The organism is Actinoalloteichus hymeniacidonis (genome assembly GCF_014203365.1).
GTDB classification, from domain to species: domain Bacteria; phylum Actinomycetota; class Actinomycetes; order Mycobacteriales; family Pseudonocardiaceae; genus Actinoalloteichus_A; species Actinoalloteichus_A hymeniacidonis.
The window spans coordinates 4,757,634-4,776,662 of the sequence record NZ_JACHIS010000001.1; the positions used below are offsets into that span (position 1 = coordinate 4,757,634).

Annotated in this window: 20 protein-coding genes; 5 read left to right on the forward strand and 15 right to left on the reverse strand. The window is 67.3% G+C overall.

The window, feature by feature from the left end; all coding sequences use genetic code 11:
* Positions 1–22 precede the first annotated feature (22 nt).
* Positions 23–601: a cob(I)yrinic acid a,c-diamide adenosyltransferase gene (locus BKA25_RS19850; protein WP_069847613.1), complete on the forward strand. Its 579-nt coding sequence runs from the start codon at positions 23–25 to the stop codon at positions 599–601.
* 142 nt (positions 602–743) lie between these two features.
* Here BKA25_RS19850 and BKA25_RS19855 read toward each other — a convergent pair whose 3' ends face one another.
* Positions 744–1,154, reverse strand: a complete 411-nt coding sequence (locus BKA25_RS19855) for a DUF2550 domain-containing protein (protein WP_069847611.1) — start codon at positions 1,152–1,154, stop codon at positions 744–746.
* A gap of 51 nt (positions 1,155–1,205) precedes the next feature.
* On the reverse strand, positions 1,206–1,571 hold the full coding sequence (locus BKA25_RS19860; protein WP_069853379.1) for a F0F1 ATP synthase subunit epsilon: 366 nt from the start codon (positions 1,569–1,571) through the stop codon (positions 1,206–1,208).
* Positions 1,572–1,685: 114 nt separating this feature from the next.
* On the opposite strand from BKA25_RS19860, the gene BKA25_RS19865 reads away from it, so the two are divergent.
* The 4 genes from BKA25_RS19865 to BKA25_RS19880 all read left to right on the forward strand — a co-directional run bounded on the left by BKA25_RS19865 (position 1,686) and on the right by BKA25_RS19880 (position 5,717).
* Positions 1,686–2,222, forward strand: a complete 537-nt coding sequence (locus BKA25_RS19865) for a SigE family RNA polymerase sigma factor (RefSeq protein ID WP_069847609.1) — start codon at positions 1,686–1,688, stop codon at positions 2,220–2,222.
* Complete coding sequence (locus BKA25_RS19870; protein ID WP_069847607.1) at positions 2,219–3,631, forward strand: hypothetical protein; 1,413 nt, start codon at positions 2,219–2,221, stop codon at positions 3,629–3,631. Before BKA25_RS19865 ends, BKA25_RS19870 begins: the two co-directional genes overlap by 4 nt.
* A gap of 182 nt (positions 3,632–3,813) precedes the next feature.
* Positions 3,814–4,332, forward strand: a complete 519-nt coding sequence (locus tag BKA25_RS19875) for a SigE family RNA polymerase sigma factor (RefSeq protein ID WP_069847605.1) — start codon at positions 3,814–3,816, stop codon at positions 4,330–4,332.
* Positions 4,329–5,717 (forward strand): hypothetical protein, encoded by a 1,389-nt coding sequence (locus BKA25_RS19880; RefSeq protein ID WP_069847603.1) that lies wholly within the window; start codon positions 4,329–4,331, stop codon positions 5,715–5,717. Before BKA25_RS19875 ends, BKA25_RS19880 begins: the two co-directional genes overlap by 4 nt.
* 73 nt (positions 5,718–5,790) lie before the next feature.
* Here BKA25_RS19880 and atpD read toward each other — a convergent pair whose 3' ends face one another.
* The 13 genes from atpD to prfA form a co-directional block, all read right to left on the reverse strand.
* Positions 5,791–7,212 (reverse strand): F0F1 ATP synthase subunit beta, encoded by a 1,422-nt coding sequence (atpD, locus tag BKA25_RS19885; RefSeq protein ID WP_069847602.1) that lies wholly within the window; start codon positions 7,210–7,212, stop codon positions 5,791–5,793.
* A gap of 1 nt (position 7,213) precedes the next feature.
* A complete protein-coding gene (locus BKA25_RS19890) occupies positions 7,214–8,155 on the reverse strand; it encodes a F0F1 ATP synthase subunit gamma (RefSeq protein WP_069847600.1) in 942 nt (313 codons plus the stop codon).
* Between the two features lie 11 nt (positions 8,156–8,166).
* On the reverse strand, positions 8,167–9,816 hold the full coding sequence (atpA, locus tag BKA25_RS19895) for a F0F1 ATP synthase subunit alpha (protein WP_069847598.1): 1,650 nt from the start codon (positions 9,814–9,816) through the stop codon (positions 8,167–8,169).
* Positions 9,817–9,886: 70 nt separating this feature from the next.
* Complete coding sequence (locus tag BKA25_RS19900) at positions 9,887–10,714, reverse strand: F0F1 ATP synthase subunit delta (protein ID WP_069847596.1); 828 nt, start codon at positions 10,712–10,714, stop codon at positions 9,887–9,889.
* A gap of 55 nt (positions 10,715–10,769) precedes the next feature.
* A complete protein-coding gene (locus tag BKA25_RS19905; protein ID WP_236750535.1) occupies positions 10,770–11,318 on the reverse strand; it encodes a F0F1 ATP synthase subunit B in 549 nt (182 codons plus the stop codon).
* A 29-nt stretch (positions 11,319–11,347) separates the two neighbouring features.
* Complete coding sequence (gene atpE, locus BKA25_RS27395; RefSeq protein ID WP_084642679.1) at positions 11,348–11,623, reverse strand: ATP synthase F0 subunit C; 276 nt, start codon at positions 11,621–11,623, stop codon at positions 11,348–11,350.
* 82 nt (positions 11,624–11,705) lie between these two features.
* A complete protein-coding gene (gene atpB, locus BKA25_RS19915; protein WP_084642678.1) occupies positions 11,706–12,509 on the reverse strand; it encodes a F0F1 ATP synthase subunit A in 804 nt (267 codons plus the stop codon).
* A 310-nt stretch (positions 12,510–12,819) separates the two neighbouring features.
* Positions 12,820–13,308, reverse strand: coding sequence for a Cg1360 family ATP-synthase-associated protein (locus BKA25_RS19920; protein WP_157420987.1), 489 nt, complete (start codon positions 13,306–13,308; stop codon positions 12,820–12,822).
* Positions 13,309–13,554: 246 nt separating this feature from the next.
* Positions 13,555–14,721, reverse strand: a complete 1,167-nt coding sequence (locus BKA25_RS19925) for a glycosyltransferase family 4 protein (protein ID WP_069847590.1) — start codon at positions 14,719–14,721, stop codon at positions 13,555–13,557.
* Between the two features lie 17 nt (positions 14,722–14,738).
* A complete protein-coding gene (glyA, locus tag BKA25_RS19930; protein WP_084642676.1) occupies positions 14,739–16,022 on the reverse strand; it encodes a serine hydroxymethyltransferase in 1,284 nt (427 codons plus the stop codon).
* A gap of 92 nt (positions 16,023–16,114) precedes the next feature.
* Positions 16,115–16,762: an L-threonylcarbamoyladenylate synthase gene (locus BKA25_RS19935; protein ID WP_069847586.1), complete on the reverse strand. Its 648-nt coding sequence runs from the start codon at positions 16,760–16,762 to the stop codon at positions 16,115–16,117.
* 120 nt (positions 16,763–16,882) lie between these two features.
* A complete protein-coding gene (prmC, locus tag BKA25_RS19940) occupies positions 16,883–17,755 on the reverse strand; it encodes a peptide chain release factor N(5)-glutamine methyltransferase (RefSeq protein WP_069847584.1) in 873 nt (290 codons plus the stop codon).
* Between the two features lie 125 nt (positions 17,756–17,880).
* Positions 17,881–18,957: a peptide chain release factor 1 gene (gene prfA, locus BKA25_RS19945; RefSeq protein ID WP_069847582.1), complete on the reverse strand. Its 1,077-nt coding sequence runs from the start codon at positions 18,955–18,957 to the stop codon at positions 17,881–17,883.
* Between the last annotated feature and the right edge of the window lie 72 nt (positions 18,958–19,029).

Below are 19,029 nucleotides of genomic sequence, written 5' to 3' on the forward strand. Positions count from 1 at the left end.
ACGGGTTCGATAGGGTGCCTGCATGTCCGTGCATCTGACGAAGATCTACACGCGAACGGGCGACGCCGGCATGACTCGGCTGGGTGACGCCTCGCAGGTGCACAAGACAGACCTGCGGTTGGCCGCCTACGCCGACGTCGACGAGGCGAACTCGGCCATCGGCGTCGTCTTGGCGTTGGGCAGCCCCTCGGAGTCGATCGTCGGGGTGCTCCGCCGAGTGCAGAACGATCTGTTCGACGTCGGTGCCGACCTGAGCACGCCGATCGTGCCGGACCCGAAGTACCCGCCGCTGCGCATCGACCAGCCCTACATCGACCGGTTGGAGGGATGGTGCGACGAGTTCAACGAGTCACTCGGCAAGCTCGACTCGTTCATCCTGCCCGGCGGCACGCCTGCTGCGGCGCTGCTGCACGTCGCGCGCACGGTCACCCGACGTGCGGAACGCTCGGCATGGGCGTTGCTCGCGCAGGATGGGGACAACGGCACGGCCAACGTCCTGACGGCCAAGTACCTCAATCGGCTCTCGGACCTGCTGTTCATCCTCGGCCGGGTGGCCAATCCCGATGGGGACGTGCTCTGGAAGCCCGGCGGCGAGAAGTGACCGTCCGAACCGTCATCGCCTGAGGCGGTCCGGCACCGACCGTGCGGCCGGATCGCCGAGTACGCCGCCGTTTCGGACTACCACCACAGCCGATCGAGGTGATCGGCGAACGCTCGATCCGTTCGGTGCTGCGAAGCGCCCGTCAGGACGCCCACGGAACACTACGGCCGGGCGGTGCCGACTCCAGCCAGGAGAGGAATCCGGTCAGCGCGTCCTGAGTCATCGCCAGTTCGATGACCCGATCGTTGCCCTCGCAACGGAGCACCGTCGACCCGACCGGCATCGCATACGCCTCCGGGGCGCTGGGTGCCCGCCTACTGGCGATCTCCAGTCCGGTGCGTTGCACCACTTGATCCGGGCCGGAGCGCAGGCTCAGTACCCGGAACCAGAGGAAGTCGTCGCCCCGATAGTGCCCGACCCCCAGGTGCCATCCACGTGGGCTGTCGCCGAGCTTCGCTCGTAGCGCCACCTCGATGCCACCGGCCCTGCGCAGCAACCTGATCCTGCGCAGAACCAGTAGGCCGAGCACCAGCGCGGCAGCGAACAGGCCCACTCCGACGGTCTCTACGACCCACACGGCTCGGCCCCGTCCGTCGCGCTCGGCTCAGGCCGCCTGTCCGGCTGCCCGGAGCCGGGCCCGTGCACGCCCTCGAATCTCGGCGTCCTCGCTCTGCGCGTCGGCGCGCGCCTGCTCCACGTTCACCTCGGCGGCCAGGTCGGCGTCCTCGGCGAGAATGCTCACGCCGTCGCCGGTGACCGAGAGGAACCCACCGTGAACCGCAGCAGCGAACGTGTCTCCGTCGCTGGTGGTGATACGTACCAGTCCACCCTCGGTGAGCTGGGCAAGCAGCGGCTCGTGATTCGGCAGGATGCCGATCTCGCCCTCGATGGTCTGGGCCACGACGAAGCTCGCCGTACCCGACCAGAGACGACGCTCTACCGCGACAAGCTGGACGGACATGTCTGCCACACGCATCTCCTTCGTCGGCTGCCTCACCGCAGTCTAGACAACGGTCTCTCAACCTTCGCCCCCCTCCCGGTGTCTCTACCTGTGACGTTCATTGAACGAAAGAGGGAGTAGCGGGTGAGACGAACGGAGGCGGAGTTCGAGGACTTCGTCCGGAACAGATCGACCGCCCTGTTACGCACCGCGTATCTGCTGTGCGGAGGCGATCGCGGCATCGCCGAGGACCTGCTCCAAGAGGTGCTGGCACGCATGTTCGTGCGCTGGCCGCGGATCACGATCTCGGCCGATGCCTACGCCAGGGCGGCCCTGGCGAACACGGCGGCCAACCGTTGGCGGCGGCTCTCCCGGCGAGTGTCCGAGGTCCCGCTGTCGGAACGCACCGATGAGGACGCGCTCGCCGGTGCCGAGCAGGTGGTGTCCGACCGCGACGCGATGCTGCGGGCCCTGCGGGACCTGCCGCCGCGAATGCGCGCGGTGATCGTCCTGCGGTACTTCGAGGATCTCACCGACGCCGAGACCGCCAGCGCGTTGGGCTGCTCCGTCGGGACCGTGAAGAGCCAGACCTCGCGGGGGCTGGCGCGGCTACGGCAGATCTACGCCGAGAACGACGAGCAGGTAGCGGCGACGGCACCGTTACGGGAGGCATACCCATGACCGAGCGGCATGCGATCAGCGAACAGCTCGACGAGATCGTCTCGACGGTGGAGGCGGATCCGCGCCTCGCGGACCGGGCGCTTACGCGAGGCAGGCAGCTCAGGCAGACCCGCCGGACCGTCTTCGGAGCGGTGCTGGCGCTCGCCGTGGTGCTGACGGCGGGAACCGCGTTGACGGCCTGGGTCCGGGCCAACGACGAGGCCATAGTGCCTGCCCAGGAATCGCCCGCCTACGAACCGCCCCGCGACCCCTCGCCGGAACTCGTCGAACGACTGACCGGCGAGGTTCGCGGCGATCTCGCCGAGGACACCGCCTTCATCGCCGAGGCCGAGTCGCTGTGGCGGGAGCAGGCGGCGGACGCACTGAGCTGGACCACCACCCATCACCCGCAACAAACCCTGACCGGCGTACCGAACGTCCATGCCGCCTTCACGACACCGGCGGGCGAGGTAGCGATCATCACCCAGGCTGTCGCGGGCACCCGCAGGGAGGCCATCAGCGGGATCGTGGGCCCGGACGAACAGGGCACGACTCGGGTACTGCGCACGACCCACGATGATGGGCGGCTGTTGTCATACGTCGTGGGGTCGGAGCCGGGTGTGCTGGTCGTCGACGCCGCGTGGTGGGGCCGCGTCTCGATGTCGGACCGAGTCGAGGTGGACGCTGCCACCGGCCGACCCTCCCGAGAGTGGGCCGAGATCCCCCTCCAGGATCGGATCGGCATCGCAGCTTTGGAGCCGACCTCGGACCCACAGCTCCTGACGTTGTCACCATTGCCCAACGGCAATCTCGGCGACGGTGGACCGCTCGGCCGGCAGGTTCAGCACGCTGTCCCGGAAGGCCCCCGGACGGCGGAGGAAGCCGCATCGTGGGATGACGTCCCCGTACGGCGCCCGCTGCTATCCCATACCTGGTCCGACGAAGAGGATCCGCCGAGTCCGGTGATCGAGGTCGGCGAGGTCGACGACCGATCTTTGATCGACGACGCCTTCATGCAGGTTTTCGGCGCGCTCGGCCGCACGGAGGTGTTCGGCGATTCCACTACGTTCAATGATCCGTTGGCGGCATTCGCCCTGCCAGACGGACGGACAGCGCTGGTCATCGATGCCAACCACGGTCCCCCCGCGCCACACCAGTATGCAGTGATCTTCGCCGACGGCGACTTCGAAGAGGTCGTCTACGGCGGCCCAGTCGACCTCGATTCAACGCTGCCGATCGCCATTAGGCTGCCCGCCGAACAGGGTTGGGCGGTGTTCGATCACGAGACCCAGCTGCGGTATCGGGAGAGCGACGATGGTGACTGGGTCAGCACGGGCCGGTCGGGCGCGGCGCTACTACCCGACACCGCGACGCAGGTCGAGGTGACCGACGCGGATGGTGAGACCGAGGTGGTCGACCTCGTCGGCTGAACCTGCATTCGGATAGCACGGACCGGGCTCCGCACGGGGCCCGGTCCGCTGATACGTGGGGCCGACACGCGCTTCTGATCCCCGGGCCCGCACACACCTGCACACAATTGCGCCCGCAGCTTCGAACCCGATCCCGCCGCCTGGTGTCTCTATCGCTGACGACCCAACCGAGGGAGTGATGGGTGAGACGAAGCGAGGCGGAGTTCGAGGACTTCGTCATACATAGATCGGGCGAGCTGTTACGCACGGCCTACCTGCTCTGCGGCGGCGATCAAGGAGCGGCCGAGGATCTCCTCCAAGACGTGCTGGAGCGCATGTTCGGCCGGTGGCGACGCATCACGGAATCGCCGAGCTCCTATGCCAGGGCCGCGCTAGCCAATGCCGCCGCCAACCGTTGGCGACGGCTGTCCCGGCGGGCCAGGGAAACGTCATGGGAGTACGACGTCCGCTCGGCGGAGGCCGGACCGGAGGAGACCGTCACCGAACGCGACGCGATCCTGCGGGCCCTTCGCACACTGCCGCCGAGGGCACGAGCCGTCATCGTCCTGCGGTACTTCGACGACATGAGCGAGGCCGACATCGCGCGCGCCCTGGGCTGCCGACCAGGCACGGTCAAGAGCCAGGCGGCGCGCGGTCTGGCGATATTGCGGCAGAGCCTCTCCCAACCCACAGACCATCAGCAGGAAGGAGCACCGGCATGAACGAGCACGACTCGGTGCGAGACGCTCTCGACGAGACCACCGCCGACATCGCGCCGAGCCCGACCTTCGCGAACCGCGTGGTGGCAGGTGCCCGTCGCCGCAGGAGGACCGGTCGGATACTGGCGGTGGCAACGACGATCGTGGCCCTGTCCGCGACAGGCTTGGCACTGCCGGCCCTGCTGCGGGAGACCAACGGCCTCGACGTAGCGCAGGCAGGCCCGTCGAGTTCGACCCAACAATGGCTCCAGGATCCGACCCGTGGCGATCTCGCCGACGATCAGGCTTTTCTGGACCTCGCGATCGAGACGTGGCAGCAGGAAGCCCCCGGCCGGTATCCCAGGGACGAGACACCGATCAACCAGGGTGAGCCACACGTCGTCGTGGCGGCGGAAACCGAGGCAGGCCCGGTCGCGGTCGTCGCGCAGGAAGTCGAGTGGAGTGGCGGCCCCGAGGTGGTCTCGGGCGTGCTGGCCACTCCGAGCGAGGGCAGCCTTGAGTTGTTGATGACGCGGACCGAGTTCGGTGACCCTCTGGCCTACCTCCTGGGCCCCGATCGGCGGACGCTGCTGGTGGTGTCACCAACGACAGCACTCGATATCTCGACCGAGATTGTGATCGACGATCACTCCGGAAGGCCCGATCCCCGCGCGTGGATGGAGTTCTCGCTCTCGAACGGCCTGGCGCTCCACCAGCTTTCATCAGAACTTGAGCCCGCCGACGTCCTCCTACGGACACTAGGCGACAACGGTGCCGAGGTTCCGCTCGCTTCAGTCATCCAACCGTGGATCGGCGTCGGTTCGGGAACGCCCTACCACGAGGGATCGGACGAACCTGCCCTCGACGTCCGGCTGCGGCAGGGATGGGCCCCTGAATCCGGCGATCAGAATCTCGCGCTCGATATCGATGCCGAGGGCGACGCGCTGGCGGAGAACGGACACGACCAGCTACTCACCTTCGATCGGGAGATGACCGAGGCCGGGCTCAGCATCGACGACTATCAGATGCGCCCGGCCTCCCTCTTCACTATGAACGTCCGCCTGTCCGACGGACGGCGCGCTCTGATCGCGGAACAGCTACACACTCCCGAGCGCGCACACCTCTACGCGGTCGTCTACGACCAAGACGTCGTCGAGGAGATCGTCCACGCCGGTCCGACGCCGAGAGAATCCGCCCTACCCGTCTCGGTTCGGCTCCCGGACGAACAGGGCTGGGTGGTGTTCGACTACTTGTCCGACCTCAGGTACCGCGACAGCCCCGAATCAGAGTGGCAGGACGTGACCACCGAGTGGGGTGCGGCATTGCTGCCCGCCTCCGCCGGCCAGGTAGAGGTCACCGACACCGAAGGTGACGTCACCGTGGTCGATCTGGCGGACCGACCGAACTAGCCAAGGCGAGTAGTACGACGAGAACGGGCCGGACCCCCGCTGGGAGTCCGGCCCGTTTCACGTGTCGCTCGGCTTACTTGGTCAGCTCCTGGTGCCTGCGCTCCAGGTCCTCCAAGCCACCGATGGAGAGGAAGGCCTGCTCGGGGACGTGGTCGAACTCGCCCTTGCAGATCTTGTCGAACGCCTCGATGGTGTCCTTGACCTCGACGAAGGAACCCTCCTGGCCGGTGAACTTCTGTGCGACGAAGAAGTTCTGGGACAGGAAGCGCTCGATACGACGGGCCCGGTTCACCGTGAGCTTGTCCTCCTCGGACAGCTCGTCGAGACCGAGGATCGCGATGATGTCCTGCAGTTCCTTGTTCTTCTGCAGGATCCGCTTGACCTCCTGGGCCACCCGGTAGTGCTCGTCACCGACCACCGTGGGGTCGAGGATCGTCGACGACGAGGTCAACGGGTCGACCGCCGGGTAGATGCCCTTCTGCGAGATCGGCCGGGACAGCTCGGTCGTCGCGTCGAGGTGGGCGAAGGTCGTCGCCGGGGCGGGGTCGGTGTAGTCGTCCGCCGGAACGTAGATCGCCTGCATCGAGGTGATCGACCGACCACGCGTCGAGGTGATCCGCTCCTGCAGTTCACCCATCTCGTCGGCCAGCGTCGGCTGGTAACCCACGGCGGAGGGCATCCGGCCCAGCAGGGTGGACACCTCCGAACCCGCCTGGGTGAACCGGAAGATGTTGTCGATGAACAGCAGCACGTCCTGGTTCTGGACGTCCCGGAAGTACTCCGCCATGGTCAGCGCGGACAGGGCGACCCGCATACGCGTGCCGGGCGGCTCGTCCATCTGACCGAACACCAGCGCGGTGTCGGGCAGAACGCCCATCTCGTCCATCTCGAGGAAGAGGTCGGTGCCCTCACGGGTCCGCTCCCCGACCCCGGCGAACACCGAGGTACCGCCGAAGTTACGGGCGATACGGGTGATCATCTCCTGGATGAGCACCGTCTTGCCGACACCGGCACCGCCGAACAGACCGATCTTGCCACCCTTGACGTACGGGGTGAGCAGGTCGATGACCTTGACGCCGGTGATGAGCGCCTCGGTGCGACCTTCGAGCTGGTCGAACGCCGGGGGCGTGCGGTGGATGCCCCAGCGCTCGGCGTCATCGGCGTGCCCCGGCTTGTCGAGGCACTCGCCGAGCACGTTGAACACGTGGCCCTTGACCGAGTCGCCGACCGGCACCGAGATCGACTCGCCGGTGTCGCGCACCGGAGCGCCACGAACCAGACCGTCGGCCTGTTGCATCGAGATCGTGCGGACCAGGTTGTCGCCGAGGTGCTGGGCGACCTCGAGGGTCACGGTCTTCTTCATCTGCTCGAAGGTGATCTCCACCTTCAAGGAGTTGTACAGGGCGGGCACCTCGCCACGGGGGAACTCGACGTCGACGACCGGGCCGATCACCCGGACGACGCGACCGGTGCCAACAGCGGTAGCAGCCGTCATCTCACTCATCACTTCCTGATGCGGCGAGCGCGTCAACGCCACCGACGATCTCGCTGATCTCCTGGGTGATCTGGGCCTGTCGGGCCTGGTTGGCCTGCGTCGACAGCACCGTGATCAGTTCGTTGGCGTTGTCCGTCGCCGCCTTCATGGCCGTCCGCCGGGCCGCCGACTCCGACGCCGCCGACTCCAACATCGCGGCGAACAACCGCGTGTTGACGTACTTCGGCAGCAACGCGTCCATCAAGGTCTCGGCGTCGGGCTCGAACTCGTAGGAGGGCGGCGGTGTCGTCGACGACGCGTCCGTCTCCTCCACGTATTCGACCTCCAGCGGCGCGAGGCGGTGTGCCACGGGCCGCTGGGTGAGCATCGAACGGAACTCGGTGTAGACGATGTGCATCTCGTCCACGCCGAGCACGCCGTCCGCGCCCGCCTCGTCGCCATCGTCGTCGGCTCCGGCCAAGAAGGACTCGACCAGCGCGTTGCCCGCCGCCACGGCGTCGGTGTACTTCGGCCGCTCGGAGAAGCCGGTCCACGAGTCCACGACCTCCCGGCCACGGAACCCGTAGTACTTCAACCCCTTGCGACCGACCACGTACAGCACCGGCGTCTTGCCCTGCTCGCGAAGCAGCGTCTGCAGCTCCTCCGCGGCACGGATCACGTTGGCGTTGTATCCACCGCACAGACCCCGGTCACTGGTGATCACCAGGACACCCGCCCGACGGGGGTTCTTACGCTCGACCAGCATCGGGTGGTCGAGCGTGGAGGCACCCGCCAGTGCGGACATCACGCTGGTGATCTCGTCGGCGTAGGGACGGGCCGCCTCGACACTCGCCTGGGCCTTGCTGATCCGCGAGGTGGCGATCAGCTCCTGCGCCTTGGTGATCTTCCTCATCGACTGCGTCGAGCGAATCCGCTGACGCAGTTCACGTATCTGGGCAGCCATCCGTCACCACGTCACTTCTTCGCCGGGGCGGGCCGGTGGACCTTCACCGATTCCTGGCCGACCTTCTCCGCGTCCATCGCCTCGGCCTCGGCCTCGTTCACCACGACCGAGGAACCGTCGGAGGCGGTGAACTGCTCCTTGAACGAGGTGATCGCCTCGACGAGCCGCTCCTCGTTGTCCGAGGAGAGCTGCTTGGTCTCGACGATCTCGTTGAGGATGCCCTCGTGCTTGCGACGCAGGTAGTCGTGCATCTCGGACTCGAAACGGCGGATGTCGGACAGCGGCACCGAGTCGAGGTGCCCCTTCGTTCCGGCGTAGACCGAAGCAACCTGCTCGGCCACTCCGACCGGAGAGTAGGCGTCCTGGCGAAGCAGCTCCATCAGTCGCGCACCACGGTCGAGCTGCGCCTTGGAGGCCGCGTCGAGGTCCGAGGCGAAGGCGGAGAACGCCTCCAGCTCGCGGTACTGCGAGAGGTCGAGCCGCAGGGTGCCGACGACCTTACGGATCGCCTTGGTCTGGGCGGCGCCACCGACTCGGGAGACCGAGGTACCCGGGTTGATGGCGGGGCGCTGACCGGCGTTGAAGAGGTCCGACTCCAAGAAGCACTGACCGTCGGTGATGGAGATGACGTTGGTCGGGATGTAAGCCGACACGTCGTTCGCCTTGGTCTCGATGATCGGCAAGCCCGTCATCGAACCCGCGCCCAGGTCGTCGGAGAGCTTCGCGCAGCGCTCCAGCAACCGCGAATGCAAGTAGAAGACGTCACCGGGGTAGGCCTCACGGCCCGGCGGACGACGCAGCAACAGCGAGATGGCGCGGTACGCCTCCGCCTGCTTGGTCAGGTCGTCGAACACGATCAGGACGTGCTTGCCCTGGTACATCCAGTGCTGGCCGAGGGCCGAACCGACGTACGGCGCGATCCACTTGAAGCCGGGCGAGTCCGAGGCGGGGGCGGCGACGATGGTGGTGTACTCCAGCGCACCTGCCTCCTCCAGCGCGGTCTTGACACCCGCGATGGTGGAGCCCTTCTGCCCGATCGCGACGTAGATGCAGCGAACCTGCTGCTTCGGGTCGCCGGTGGCCCAGTTGGCCTTCTGGTTGATGATCGTGTCGACGCAGACCGTGGTCTTACCGGTCTTACGGTCGCCGATGATCAGCTGTCGCTGCCCACGACCGATCGGCGTGATCGCGTCGATGGTCTTGATGCCGGTCTGCATCGGCTCGCCCACCGGCTGCCGCTGCACGACCGAGGCCGCCTGGAGTTCCAGCGGACGGTTGGTCTCGGCGACGATCTCGCCGAGTCCGTCGATGGGCTTACCCAGCGGGTCGATGACCCGGCCGAGGAAGTTGTCGCCCACGGGCACGGACAGCACCTGTCCGGTCCGCTTGACCTCCTGGCCTTCCTCGATGGTGTTGGAGTCACCGAGGATGACCGCGCCGATCTCCCTGGCCTCCAGGTTCAGCGCGACACCGAGCACCCCACCGGGGAACTCCAGCAGCTCGTTGGTCATCGCCGAGGGCAGGCCCTCGACATGGGCGATGCCATCGCCGGTGTCGACGACGACGCCGACCTCTTCCCGGTTGACCTCCGGGGAGTAGCTGGAGACGTACTTATCGATCGCACTGCGGATCTCGTCCGACGAGATCGTCAGCTCCGCCATGTCGTTCCTGCTCTCGCTTCGTTCTCACGCATTGTCGGGTTTGCGGTGTGTCGTGATCGAGGCGTAGTGGTCAGCCCGCGAGCCGACGACCGAGCGCGGCCAGCCGCCCTGTGGCGGTGCCGTCGATTACCTCGTCGCCGATTCGGATCAACAGTCCACCGCGCACCGTTGGGTCCACCTCCAGGTGCAAAGCCACCTGACGTGCATAGATTCGGCTCAGCGTCGCGATCAGCCTGGTCTGCTGTGCCTCGGTGAGAGCAATCGCAGTCCGGACGTAGGCAACCGAACGCTCTCGCCGGGCGGCAGCCGCGCCGGCGAGCTCGTCGATCTCCGCGACCACGTCGCCACCGCGCCAGCGGTGCAGTAGGTCCTCCACCAGCGACAGGGTCACCGGCTCGACCTTGTCGGACAGCAGGCCACGCACCAGCGTGGTCTTACCGCCGACATTGCCCGCTGGATCGGCAAGCAGCCGTTCGAGATCCGGCTGGTTCGCCACGATGCGACCGAGCCGGAACAGCTCGTCCTCCACCGCGTCGAGCCGCGTGTCCTTCTCGGCACCGATCAGCAACGCGGTCCGGCCGAGCAGCACGATGCCGTGGACCAGCTCACGCGGGCTGGACCAGCGAGCGGTGACCACTGCGGCCAGCACCACGAACGCCCGCTCGCCGACCTTCTCGCCGAGCACCGCCCTGATGAGGCCCTCGCGGGTGGCGGCTTCGGCGGACGCATCCGCGATCGCCCGCCGCAACCCGCTTTCGCGGCCGAGTAGCCGCGCCACCGCACTCAGGTCTTCGCCCAGCCCGGCCGCTGTCTCCGCGGTCGCGCCGTCGAGTTCGGCGAGCAGCCGTCGCTCTGCTTCGGCGAAGGCGTCTCGACTCGCGGCGTTGAGTGTGGTCACCGCAATCTCACCGTCCTCATCTCTGGCTGTCCCGTGCGCTGCTCACGGCATTCGTTCACGACTTGGCCGGAGCCGACACGGAGTCCAGCTCGTCGAGGAACCGGTCCACGGTCCCCCGCTGCCGGGCCTCGTCCTCCAAGGACTCGCCGACCACTCGTCCGGCCAGGTCGACCGCGATGCGCCCCAGGTCGCCCCGGAGCTCCGTGACGATCTGCGCCCGCTGTGCGTCGAGCTGAACCTGACCCTGCGCGAGGATGCGGGCGGACTCCTCCTGAGCACGCTGCCGCATGTCCTCGACGATCTGCTCGCCCTCGGCCCGAGCGTCGTCCCGGATCCGGGCCGCCTCCGAACGTGCGTCGGCGAGCTGGGCCTTGTACTGCTCCAGCATCTGCGCGGCCTCGGCCTGCGCGGCCTCCGCCTTGGCGATGCCACCCTCGATCTTCTCGGCGCGCTCGTCGAGCAGCGCGCTGAAGCGCGGCATGACGAACTTCCAGAAGAGGAACGCGATGGCGATGAAGCAGACCAGGGACCAGATGATGTCGTACGAGGCAGGCAGAAGCGGGTTCTGGCCCGCCTCCTCCGCCAGCACTGCGTCAATAGCCACGTTGGTCACCTAACTCGTCGAGGGTCAGCTCAGCCGAGGCCGCCGAAGAGGATGCCCGCGACCAGGCCGAGCAGGCCGAGGAGCTCGACGAAGGCGATACCGAGGATCATGGTGGTACGAAGCTGGCCGGCGATCTCGGGCTGGCGAGCCATGCTCTCCACGGTCTTGCCGACCAGGATGCCGATACCCAGGGCCGGGCCCAGGGTGGCGAGGCCGTAGCCGATGGTCGCGATGTTACCGGTGATGCCTGCCGAACCTTCGGTCGTCTGGGCGAGGATGTCGACCGACTGCGCGAGGATGTCCACTTTCCTGTCTTCCCTTTCCTTTGGCCCCTCGACAGTTCTGTCGAGAGGTCGTTCCTGACTCCGCTTGCGACGCTGCCCGCTCTTAGTGCTCGGCGTGCTGCGAGAGATCGATGTAGACCGCGGCGAGCAGAGTGAAGATGTAGGCCTGCAGAACGGCGACCATGATCTCGAACAGCGTGAACGCGAAACCCATGGTCAGGGTGAGCAGGCCCGCAGGCGCGAACAAGGCGGAGCCCGCCTCGAAGAACAAAAAATGGGTGGCTGAGAAGAACAACACCAGGATGATGTGTCCGGCGAGCATGTTCGCCAGAAGTCGCACCGTGAGCGAGAACGGTCGGACCACGAAGGCCGAGGCGAACTCGATCGGAACGATGATCGGTGCCATCCAGCCGGGAACTCCCGGCGGCATGATGGTGTTCTTCAGGAACGCCCCGCCGCCCTGGGCCTTGATACCCGCGGTGATGAAGACGACCCAGACGAAGAGAGCCATCACCAGCGGGAAGCCGATGAGGCTGCTGGCGCCGATGTTGAGGAACGGGATGACTCCGGTGATGTTCATCCCGAAGATGCCGAAGAACAGGATCATCAACACCGGCAGGAACCGGCGACCCTGAACCTTGCCGAGAATCTCCTCAGCGATCTGCAGCCGGACGAAGTCCAGGCACCACTCAGCGAAATTCTGGATCCCGCGCGGCACCAACTTGGTGCGACGCAACGCGAAGATGAAGAACACCGACAGCGCCAGCACCACGAGCAGGCGGATCAGCATGATGCGGTTGATCTCGAAGATGGTGCCTTCGAACAGGACCGCAGCGGGGTAGAACTCCTCCAGGCCCGGCGCGTGGAACTCGGGCGCTCCGCCTGCGGCCAGCGTGGCGGCCAACACTTGCGCGTTCAGTGTGGTCTCCCTGGTCGGAGCCGGCTGTCGATCCAGCCCGGCCGAAACGGACGTAGACGATGCGGCACACCGTGGCCATGCTCGAGCACAGGCACGTTGTGTCGACTGCGAGCGTGTCCCTGATGGGCCTGCGTGGTCCGGACATCGCTGCTGCGATACGGACGTAGGTGACAGACCGAACAGGTCCTCTCACCCTTTTGGGGAGAATGTCCGTTCGATCTCATCCTGCGGCGAACACTACCAATTCCCTGGAAGGCACTCGAACACCAGGGTCATCAGGGTGCCGGAACCGCCGTGGTCAGGGGGTTGCCTCACCCGATCGGGAGACGGCCGTCACGTCCGTTTCATCACTTTCCGTGCCGGTTTGAGCACTCTTTGGAGTCGGATCCACATAGAGGGTTTTCGCCGTGAGCAACGCCCTGGTCTGCACGACCATGATCCCGACGACCGTCACCACCAGCACCGCGAAGAGAACGATGCGCGAGTAGAAGTCCTGGTCACGGATGATGAACAGCACCGCGAACAGCACCACCATCTTGGCCAACCACGACCCGAGCACCGCTGCGGCCATCGCGGTGGGCGGGGCCTTCGCGGTCGCGATCGTCGCCACCAGGGTCACCAGCAGGAAACCCGCAGCGATGGCCACGCCGAGGACCGCGCCCCACACACCGGGCATCCCAGCGCCCAGCCACCCCGCTCCGATGGCGGGCAGTGCCAGGATCAAGGCGGCCACCGACGCCTGCCGCAGTGCAGAACGCAGCGCGTCCGTGGGCGAGACAGCGGTCACCAGCAGCTCCTCGTTCGTGGGGTCATTCGCCCATTGTGCCCAATACGCCCTCGGTGCCCGACCACCCGGCCCTCGGATGGGCTCACCACCACCCATCGGAGCAGTCCGGTGGATCCATCGGGGGAATCGGGATCGACTTCGGGTTCTGGCCTGATCCGGCCGCGCGCCCGGGAGAACGCCGGTCGGCCCGTCCGAGCCGAAGCCGTACGGCGGGCTAACTCTCGGTGAACATTCGCAGCGGCGGACTCAGCCTGCCGACTCCTGCTTACGACGCTTGGCACGTAACCGGGGAATGGCGGAGGTGACCACCACGACGATCAGGGCGATACCCATGCCCCAACCGACCACGACCGGTTCGAACAGCGTGAGCGCCACCGCGCCGAAGGCCAGCACACCGGCCCACAAGTAGATGAGCAGGACCGCGCGACGTTGCGAATGACCGATCTCCAACAACCGGTGGTGCAGGTGCATCTTGTCGGCGCTGAACGGGCTCTGACCACGTCGGGTTCGCCGGATGACGGCCATGATGAGGTCCAGCATCGGCAGGAAGAGCACCGCCGCCACGACGACCAGCGGTGACAACAGGGCCAGGGCGTCGGAGCCGCCGTAGCGCGAGTAGTCGATCCGACCGGAGGCCGTGGTGCTCGCCGCGACCAGCATCAAGCCGATCAACATCGAACCGGAGTCGCCCATGAAGAGCTTCGCGGGTTGGAAGTTGTAGGGCAGGAAGCCCAGACAGCCGCCCGCGAGGGTCGCGGCGATCAAGGCGGGCGGATACGCGACGACGTCTTCGAGCAGCGTCATCGAGAACGCCCAGATCGCCAGCGCGGAGATCAGACCGATGCCCGCCGCCAAGCCGTCGAGACCGTCGACGAAGTTCATCGCGTTGATCATCGCCACCGCGAGCAGGACCGTCAGGACGCCGCCCTGATTGTCGCTGAGCGAGAGCAGCGAACCGACGCCGCCGTCGACGCCGCCCCACGGCACCCAGAAGAAGAACCACTGGACCCCGTAGAGCACGAGAATTCCGGCCGCCGTGACCTGACCGGCGAGTTTCGTCAGCGAATCGAGCTCGAAACGGTCGTCGAGACCGCCGATCATCACAATCACCGCACCCGCGACGATCACGGCGATGATGTCGTTGGAGTACTCGAAGGCCCGACTCAGCACCGGGAGCCGGAATGCCAGCAGCATCCCGGCGAGCACCCCGATGAAGATGGCGATACCACCCATCCTCGGCATCGGCTTGACGTGTACGTCTCGCTGCCGAGGATGGGCGACCGCGCCGACCTTGATGGCGAACAACCGGATCACACCGGTGATCAGGAACGTCACCGCAGCCGCCGTCAGGCAGACCAGCAGGTATTCCCGAACAGGTAGTCCCACTGGGACGAAAGCGGACGGAACGCCCACGGAACTTCCTTGTCAGATCAGGCTGGGCGCGGGTAGGCGGGGTGTGCGGCGACGAGGGTCTCGACGGCCGAGGCGACCTCGGCCAGCTCGGCGTCGCCTGCCGTGGTGCCCGGCTCGGCACGCACCGCGCGGGCGATCAAGGTACCGATGCGAGCCATGTCCGACTCGATCATTCCCTGCGTCGTGACCGAGGGCGAACCGACCCGGATGCCCGAGGCCGTCATCGGCTTCTCGGGGTCGTATGGGATCGCGTTCTTGTTCAAGGTGATCTTCGCCAGGTCGGCCCGCTCCTCGGCCTGCGCACCGGTCACTCCGAGCCCTCGGAGGTCGATCAGCGCGAGGTGGGTGTCGGTGCCACCCGAGACGGCCCGCATGCCCTCGGCCTCCAGCGACTCGGCCAGCGCGGCGGCGTTGGTGACGACCTGCGCCGCGTAGGTCTCGAACTCCGGCGTGGACGCCTCCTTCAGCGCCACCGCCTTGCCCGCGACCGAGTGCATCAGGGGGCCGCCCTGGTTGAACGGGAAGATGGCCTTGTCGATGGCCTTGGCGTGCTCCGCCTTGCTGAGGATCATGCCGCCGCGCGGGCCACGCAGGACCTTGTGTGTGCTGAAGGTGACGACGTCGGCGTAGGGCACCGGCGAGGGGATCGCCTTACCCGCGACCAGCCCGATGAAGTGCGCGGCGTCGACCATCAGGATGGCGCCGACCTCATCGGCGATCTCCCGGAAGGCGGCGAAGTCGATCAGACGTGCGTACGCGGTCGCGCCAGCGATGATGATCTTTGGCCGGTGCTCCCTCGCGAGATCGCGGACCTGGTCGTAGTCGATCAGCTCGGTGTCCTTGCGGACGCTGTAGGAGATCGCGTTGAACCACTTGCCGGAGAAGTTCACCCGAGACCCGTGGGTCAGGTGGCCACCCTGCTTGAGGTCCATCGCCAGGATCGTGTCGCCGGGCTTGGCGAACGCGGCGTAGGCGGCGATGTTCGCGCTCGCGCCGGAGTGCGGCTGCATGTTGACGTGCTCCGCGCCGAACAGCGCCTTGGCACGCTCGATACCGATCAGCTCGGCCTTGTCGACCTCCGCGCAGCCGCCGTAGTACCGGCGACCCGGGTATCCCTCGGCGTACTTGTTCGACAGGGTCGACCCGACCGCGGCCAACACCGCGGGACTGGTCAGGTTCTCGCTGGCGATGAGCTGGAGCCCGCCGCGCAGCCTGCTCAACTCACCCAGGACGACGTCTGCGATCTCTGGGTCTGTGGACTGGAGGGCACCGAAGTCCGGGCCCCAGAACGGCGTGCTCACTGTGCTTGCTCCTCGCCCCTGGCTCAACGACGTGCGAATGCAGGACAACCTACTCGACAGCGGCCGGCCCTGGGAAAACCGGCCGTTCAAGATCAATCCACGATGACGTCCACGCCGAGCGCCTCCGACACCTCGGCCGCAGGCACGGCTCCCTCGCGCAACACCCTCGGCGTACCGCCGGTGAGGTCGACGATGGTGGAGGCCACCGCCTGCTCGGCCACACCGCCATCGAGATAGACGCGAACGTCGTCCCCGAGTTGATCACGAGCCGCATCGGCGGTGGTCGCCGGGGGCCTTCCGGAGCGATTAGCGCTGGATACCGCCATCGGACCGACCTCGCGCAGCAGTTCGAGCGCGACCGGGTGCAGCGGCATCCGCAGCATGACCGTGCCCCGGGTGCGACCGAGATCCCACGCCAGAGACGGGGCATGCGGAAGCACCAACGACAGACCGCCGGGCCAGAAGGCCTCGATCAGGGTCCGTGCCGTACGCGGCACCGACAGCACCAGTCCGTCGATGGTCGACCACGAGCCGACCAACACGGGAACGGGCATGTCCGGTCCGCGGCCCTTGGCGGCAAGCAGCGATCGCACGGCATCCGCGTCGAAGGCGTCACAGCCGATGCCGTACAGCGTGTCCGTCGGCAGCACCACCAGCTGGCCCGCACGCACCGCGTCGGCAGCAGCGGACAATCCAGCCTGCCGGGTCTCCGAGCTGTTGCAGTCGTAGCTCATGCTCACCCGACGATCCTGGCACTGCGGCGACCGCGCCCCGGCAGAGGGGGCCGCCCGCACACCCGACGGGAGGTCTCCCCCTCGATCGCCGAGTCCGTCGCGACCTCCGGCGGTGTGGGGTGCGCCTCAGCGCGTGCCGGTACGCCGCGCCGTGGCGAAACGCGGACGCCCCGCGAGGTCCAGATGGCCGGTCACCTCGGTGAGCACCCGGCGGGCACCGAGCAACGCAGGCACCGACTCGCCGTGCGTGTCGTCGTGCTCGATCGCGACTCCCCCACCGGCCCGGAGCAGCCGGGCTGCGGTGGACACCACCGGACGGATCACGTCGAGACCATCCGCACCGCCGAACACCGCGTCGAAGGGATCGTGCTCGGCGACCTCCCGGTCGACCTCGGTGTCCACCGGCACATACGGCGGATTGCACAACACCAGGTCGACGGTGCCGTCCAGATCCGCCAAGGTCGCCCGGTCGGTGACGTCCCCGGAGTGCAGGCGGATCGGAGTGTCGCCCTCGGCCGCGCGCGCATCGGCGTTCCTCCGAGCCCAGGCCAACGCGCGCGGATCGCGTTCCACGGCGTGCACGACGGCGTCGGGCCGGGCATTGGCCATCCCCAGCGCCAATGCCCCGGAACCGGTGCACAGATCCACGACGACCGGTGCTTCGACGCCCACGAGCAGCTTCATCCCCCATTCGAGCAGCAGCTCGGTCTCCGGGCGGGGAATGAACACGCCGGGACCGACACCCACGGTGATGGCGCCCATGGCCGACCAGCCGAGCAGATGTTGCAGCGGAGTGCGTTCGGCACGTTGCAGGACGAGCCGGTTGAGCTCGGAGACCATGTCCTGCTCGACCACCGTGACCAGGGCCAACCTGCCCCGAGACACATCGAGGACGTGCGCGGCCAGCAGCTCCACATCGGTCCTCGGACTCGCGACCCCGGCCGCCCGCAGGATCCGCTCGGCCTCCACCAACACCATCCGCAACGGCTGTTTGCTCACAACCGGTCAGCTTGCCATGCCGACGCCGGATACCGAGCACAAGCGCCCACCGGGCAGGTCGACACCATCGCCGCACTCGGTCTCGAGGAAGGGCGCGGGCGCGCTGCGCAGCGCGGCCGAGACGGTCACCGTGCCTGGCCCGCCGCCTCCATCCGCTCGCGCCGATCGGCGTTGCCGAGCGCGTCCAGCACGGGGTCCAACTCACCGGCCAACACCTGATCCAGGTTGTGGGCCTTGAAGCCCACCCGGTGATCGGAGATGCGGTTCTCCGGGAAGTTGTAGGTACGCACCCGCTCCGACCGGTCGACCGTCCGGACCTGGCTTCGCCGGGCCGCCGAGGCCGCCGCAGCGGCCTCCTCCTCCGCCAAGGCGAGCAATCGGGCCCGAAGCACCATCATCGCCCTTGCCTTGTTCTGCAGCTGGCTGCGCTCGTTCTGACACGAGGCGACCAAGCCCGTCGGAAGGTGGGTGATCCGCACGGCGGAGTCCGTGGTGTTGACACTCTGTCCGCCGTGGCCGGAGGCCCGGAAGACGTCGATCCGCAGGTCCTTGTCCTCGATGTCGATCTCGACGTCCTCGACCTCCGGGTACACCAGCACACCAGCCGCCGAGGTGTGGATCCGACCCTGCGACTCCGTGACGGGCACCCGCTGAACCCGGTGCACGCCGCCCTCGAACTTCATCCGCGCCCACACGCCGTCCGGGCCGTTGCCCCGACCCTTGACCGCGACGGTGACGTCCTTGTAGCCACCGAGGTCGGAGGTGTTCGCGTCCAAGACCTCGGTACGCCAACCCTGCCGCTCGGCGTAGCGCTGATACATCCGCAGCAGATCCGCCGCGAACAGCGCCGATTCCTCGCCGCCCTCCCCTGCCTTGACCTCCAGGACGATGTCCGAGGCATCGTGCGGGTCGCGGGGCAGCAACAACTCGGTGAGCCGCTCGCCCAGCACCGGAATGCGCGCGGCCAGCTCCTCGACCTCGTCGGCGAAACCGGGGTCCTCCTCGGCCAGCTCACGGGCCGCAGCCAGGTCGGCCTCGACCTGGTCCAACTCGCGGGCGGTGCGGATCACCGGGGCCAACTCGGCGTGGCGTCTGCTCAGTTTGCGCAACAACGCCTGGTCGGAATGCACGGCGGGATCGGCAAGCCGTTCCTCCAGGTCGCCGAACTCGAAGGTCAGAGCCTCCAGCGCCGAGGTGTCCATCCACCGATCCCTTCGTGACGAGTGACGAGCGCACAACACGACAACGGCGCCCGCCCCCGCTGATCACTCAAG

Excerpts from the sequence above, each read along its gene's own strand:
- BKA25_RS19890 (WP_069847600.1), bottom strand. The coding sequence starts at position 8,155 with ATGGCTGCCCAGATACGTGAACTGCGTCAGCGGATTCGCTCGACGCAG.
- atpA (WP_069847598.1), bottom strand. The coding sequence starts at position 9,816 with ATGGCGGAGCTGACGATCTCGTCGGACGAGATCCGCAGTGCGATCGAT.
- prfA (WP_069847582.1), bottom strand. The coding sequence starts at position 18,957 with ATGGACACCTCGGCGCTGGAGGCTCTGACCTTCGAGTTCGGCGACCTG.
- BKA25_RS19880 (WP_069847603.1), top strand. The coding sequence starts at position 4,329 with ATGAACGAGCACGACTCGGTGCGAGACGCTCTCGACGAGACCACCGCC.
- atpD (WP_069847602.1), bottom strand. The coding sequence starts at position 7,212 with ATGACGGCTGCTACCGCTGTTGGCACCGGTCGCGTCGTCCGGGTGATC.
- BKA25_RS19870 (WP_069847607.1), top strand. The coding sequence starts at position 2,219 with ATGACCGAGCGGCATGCGATCAGCGAACAGCTCGACGAGATCGTCTCG.
- BKA25_RS19850 (WP_069847613.1), top strand. The coding sequence starts at position 23 with ATGTCCGTGCATCTGACGAAGATCTACACGCGAACGGGCGACGCCGGC.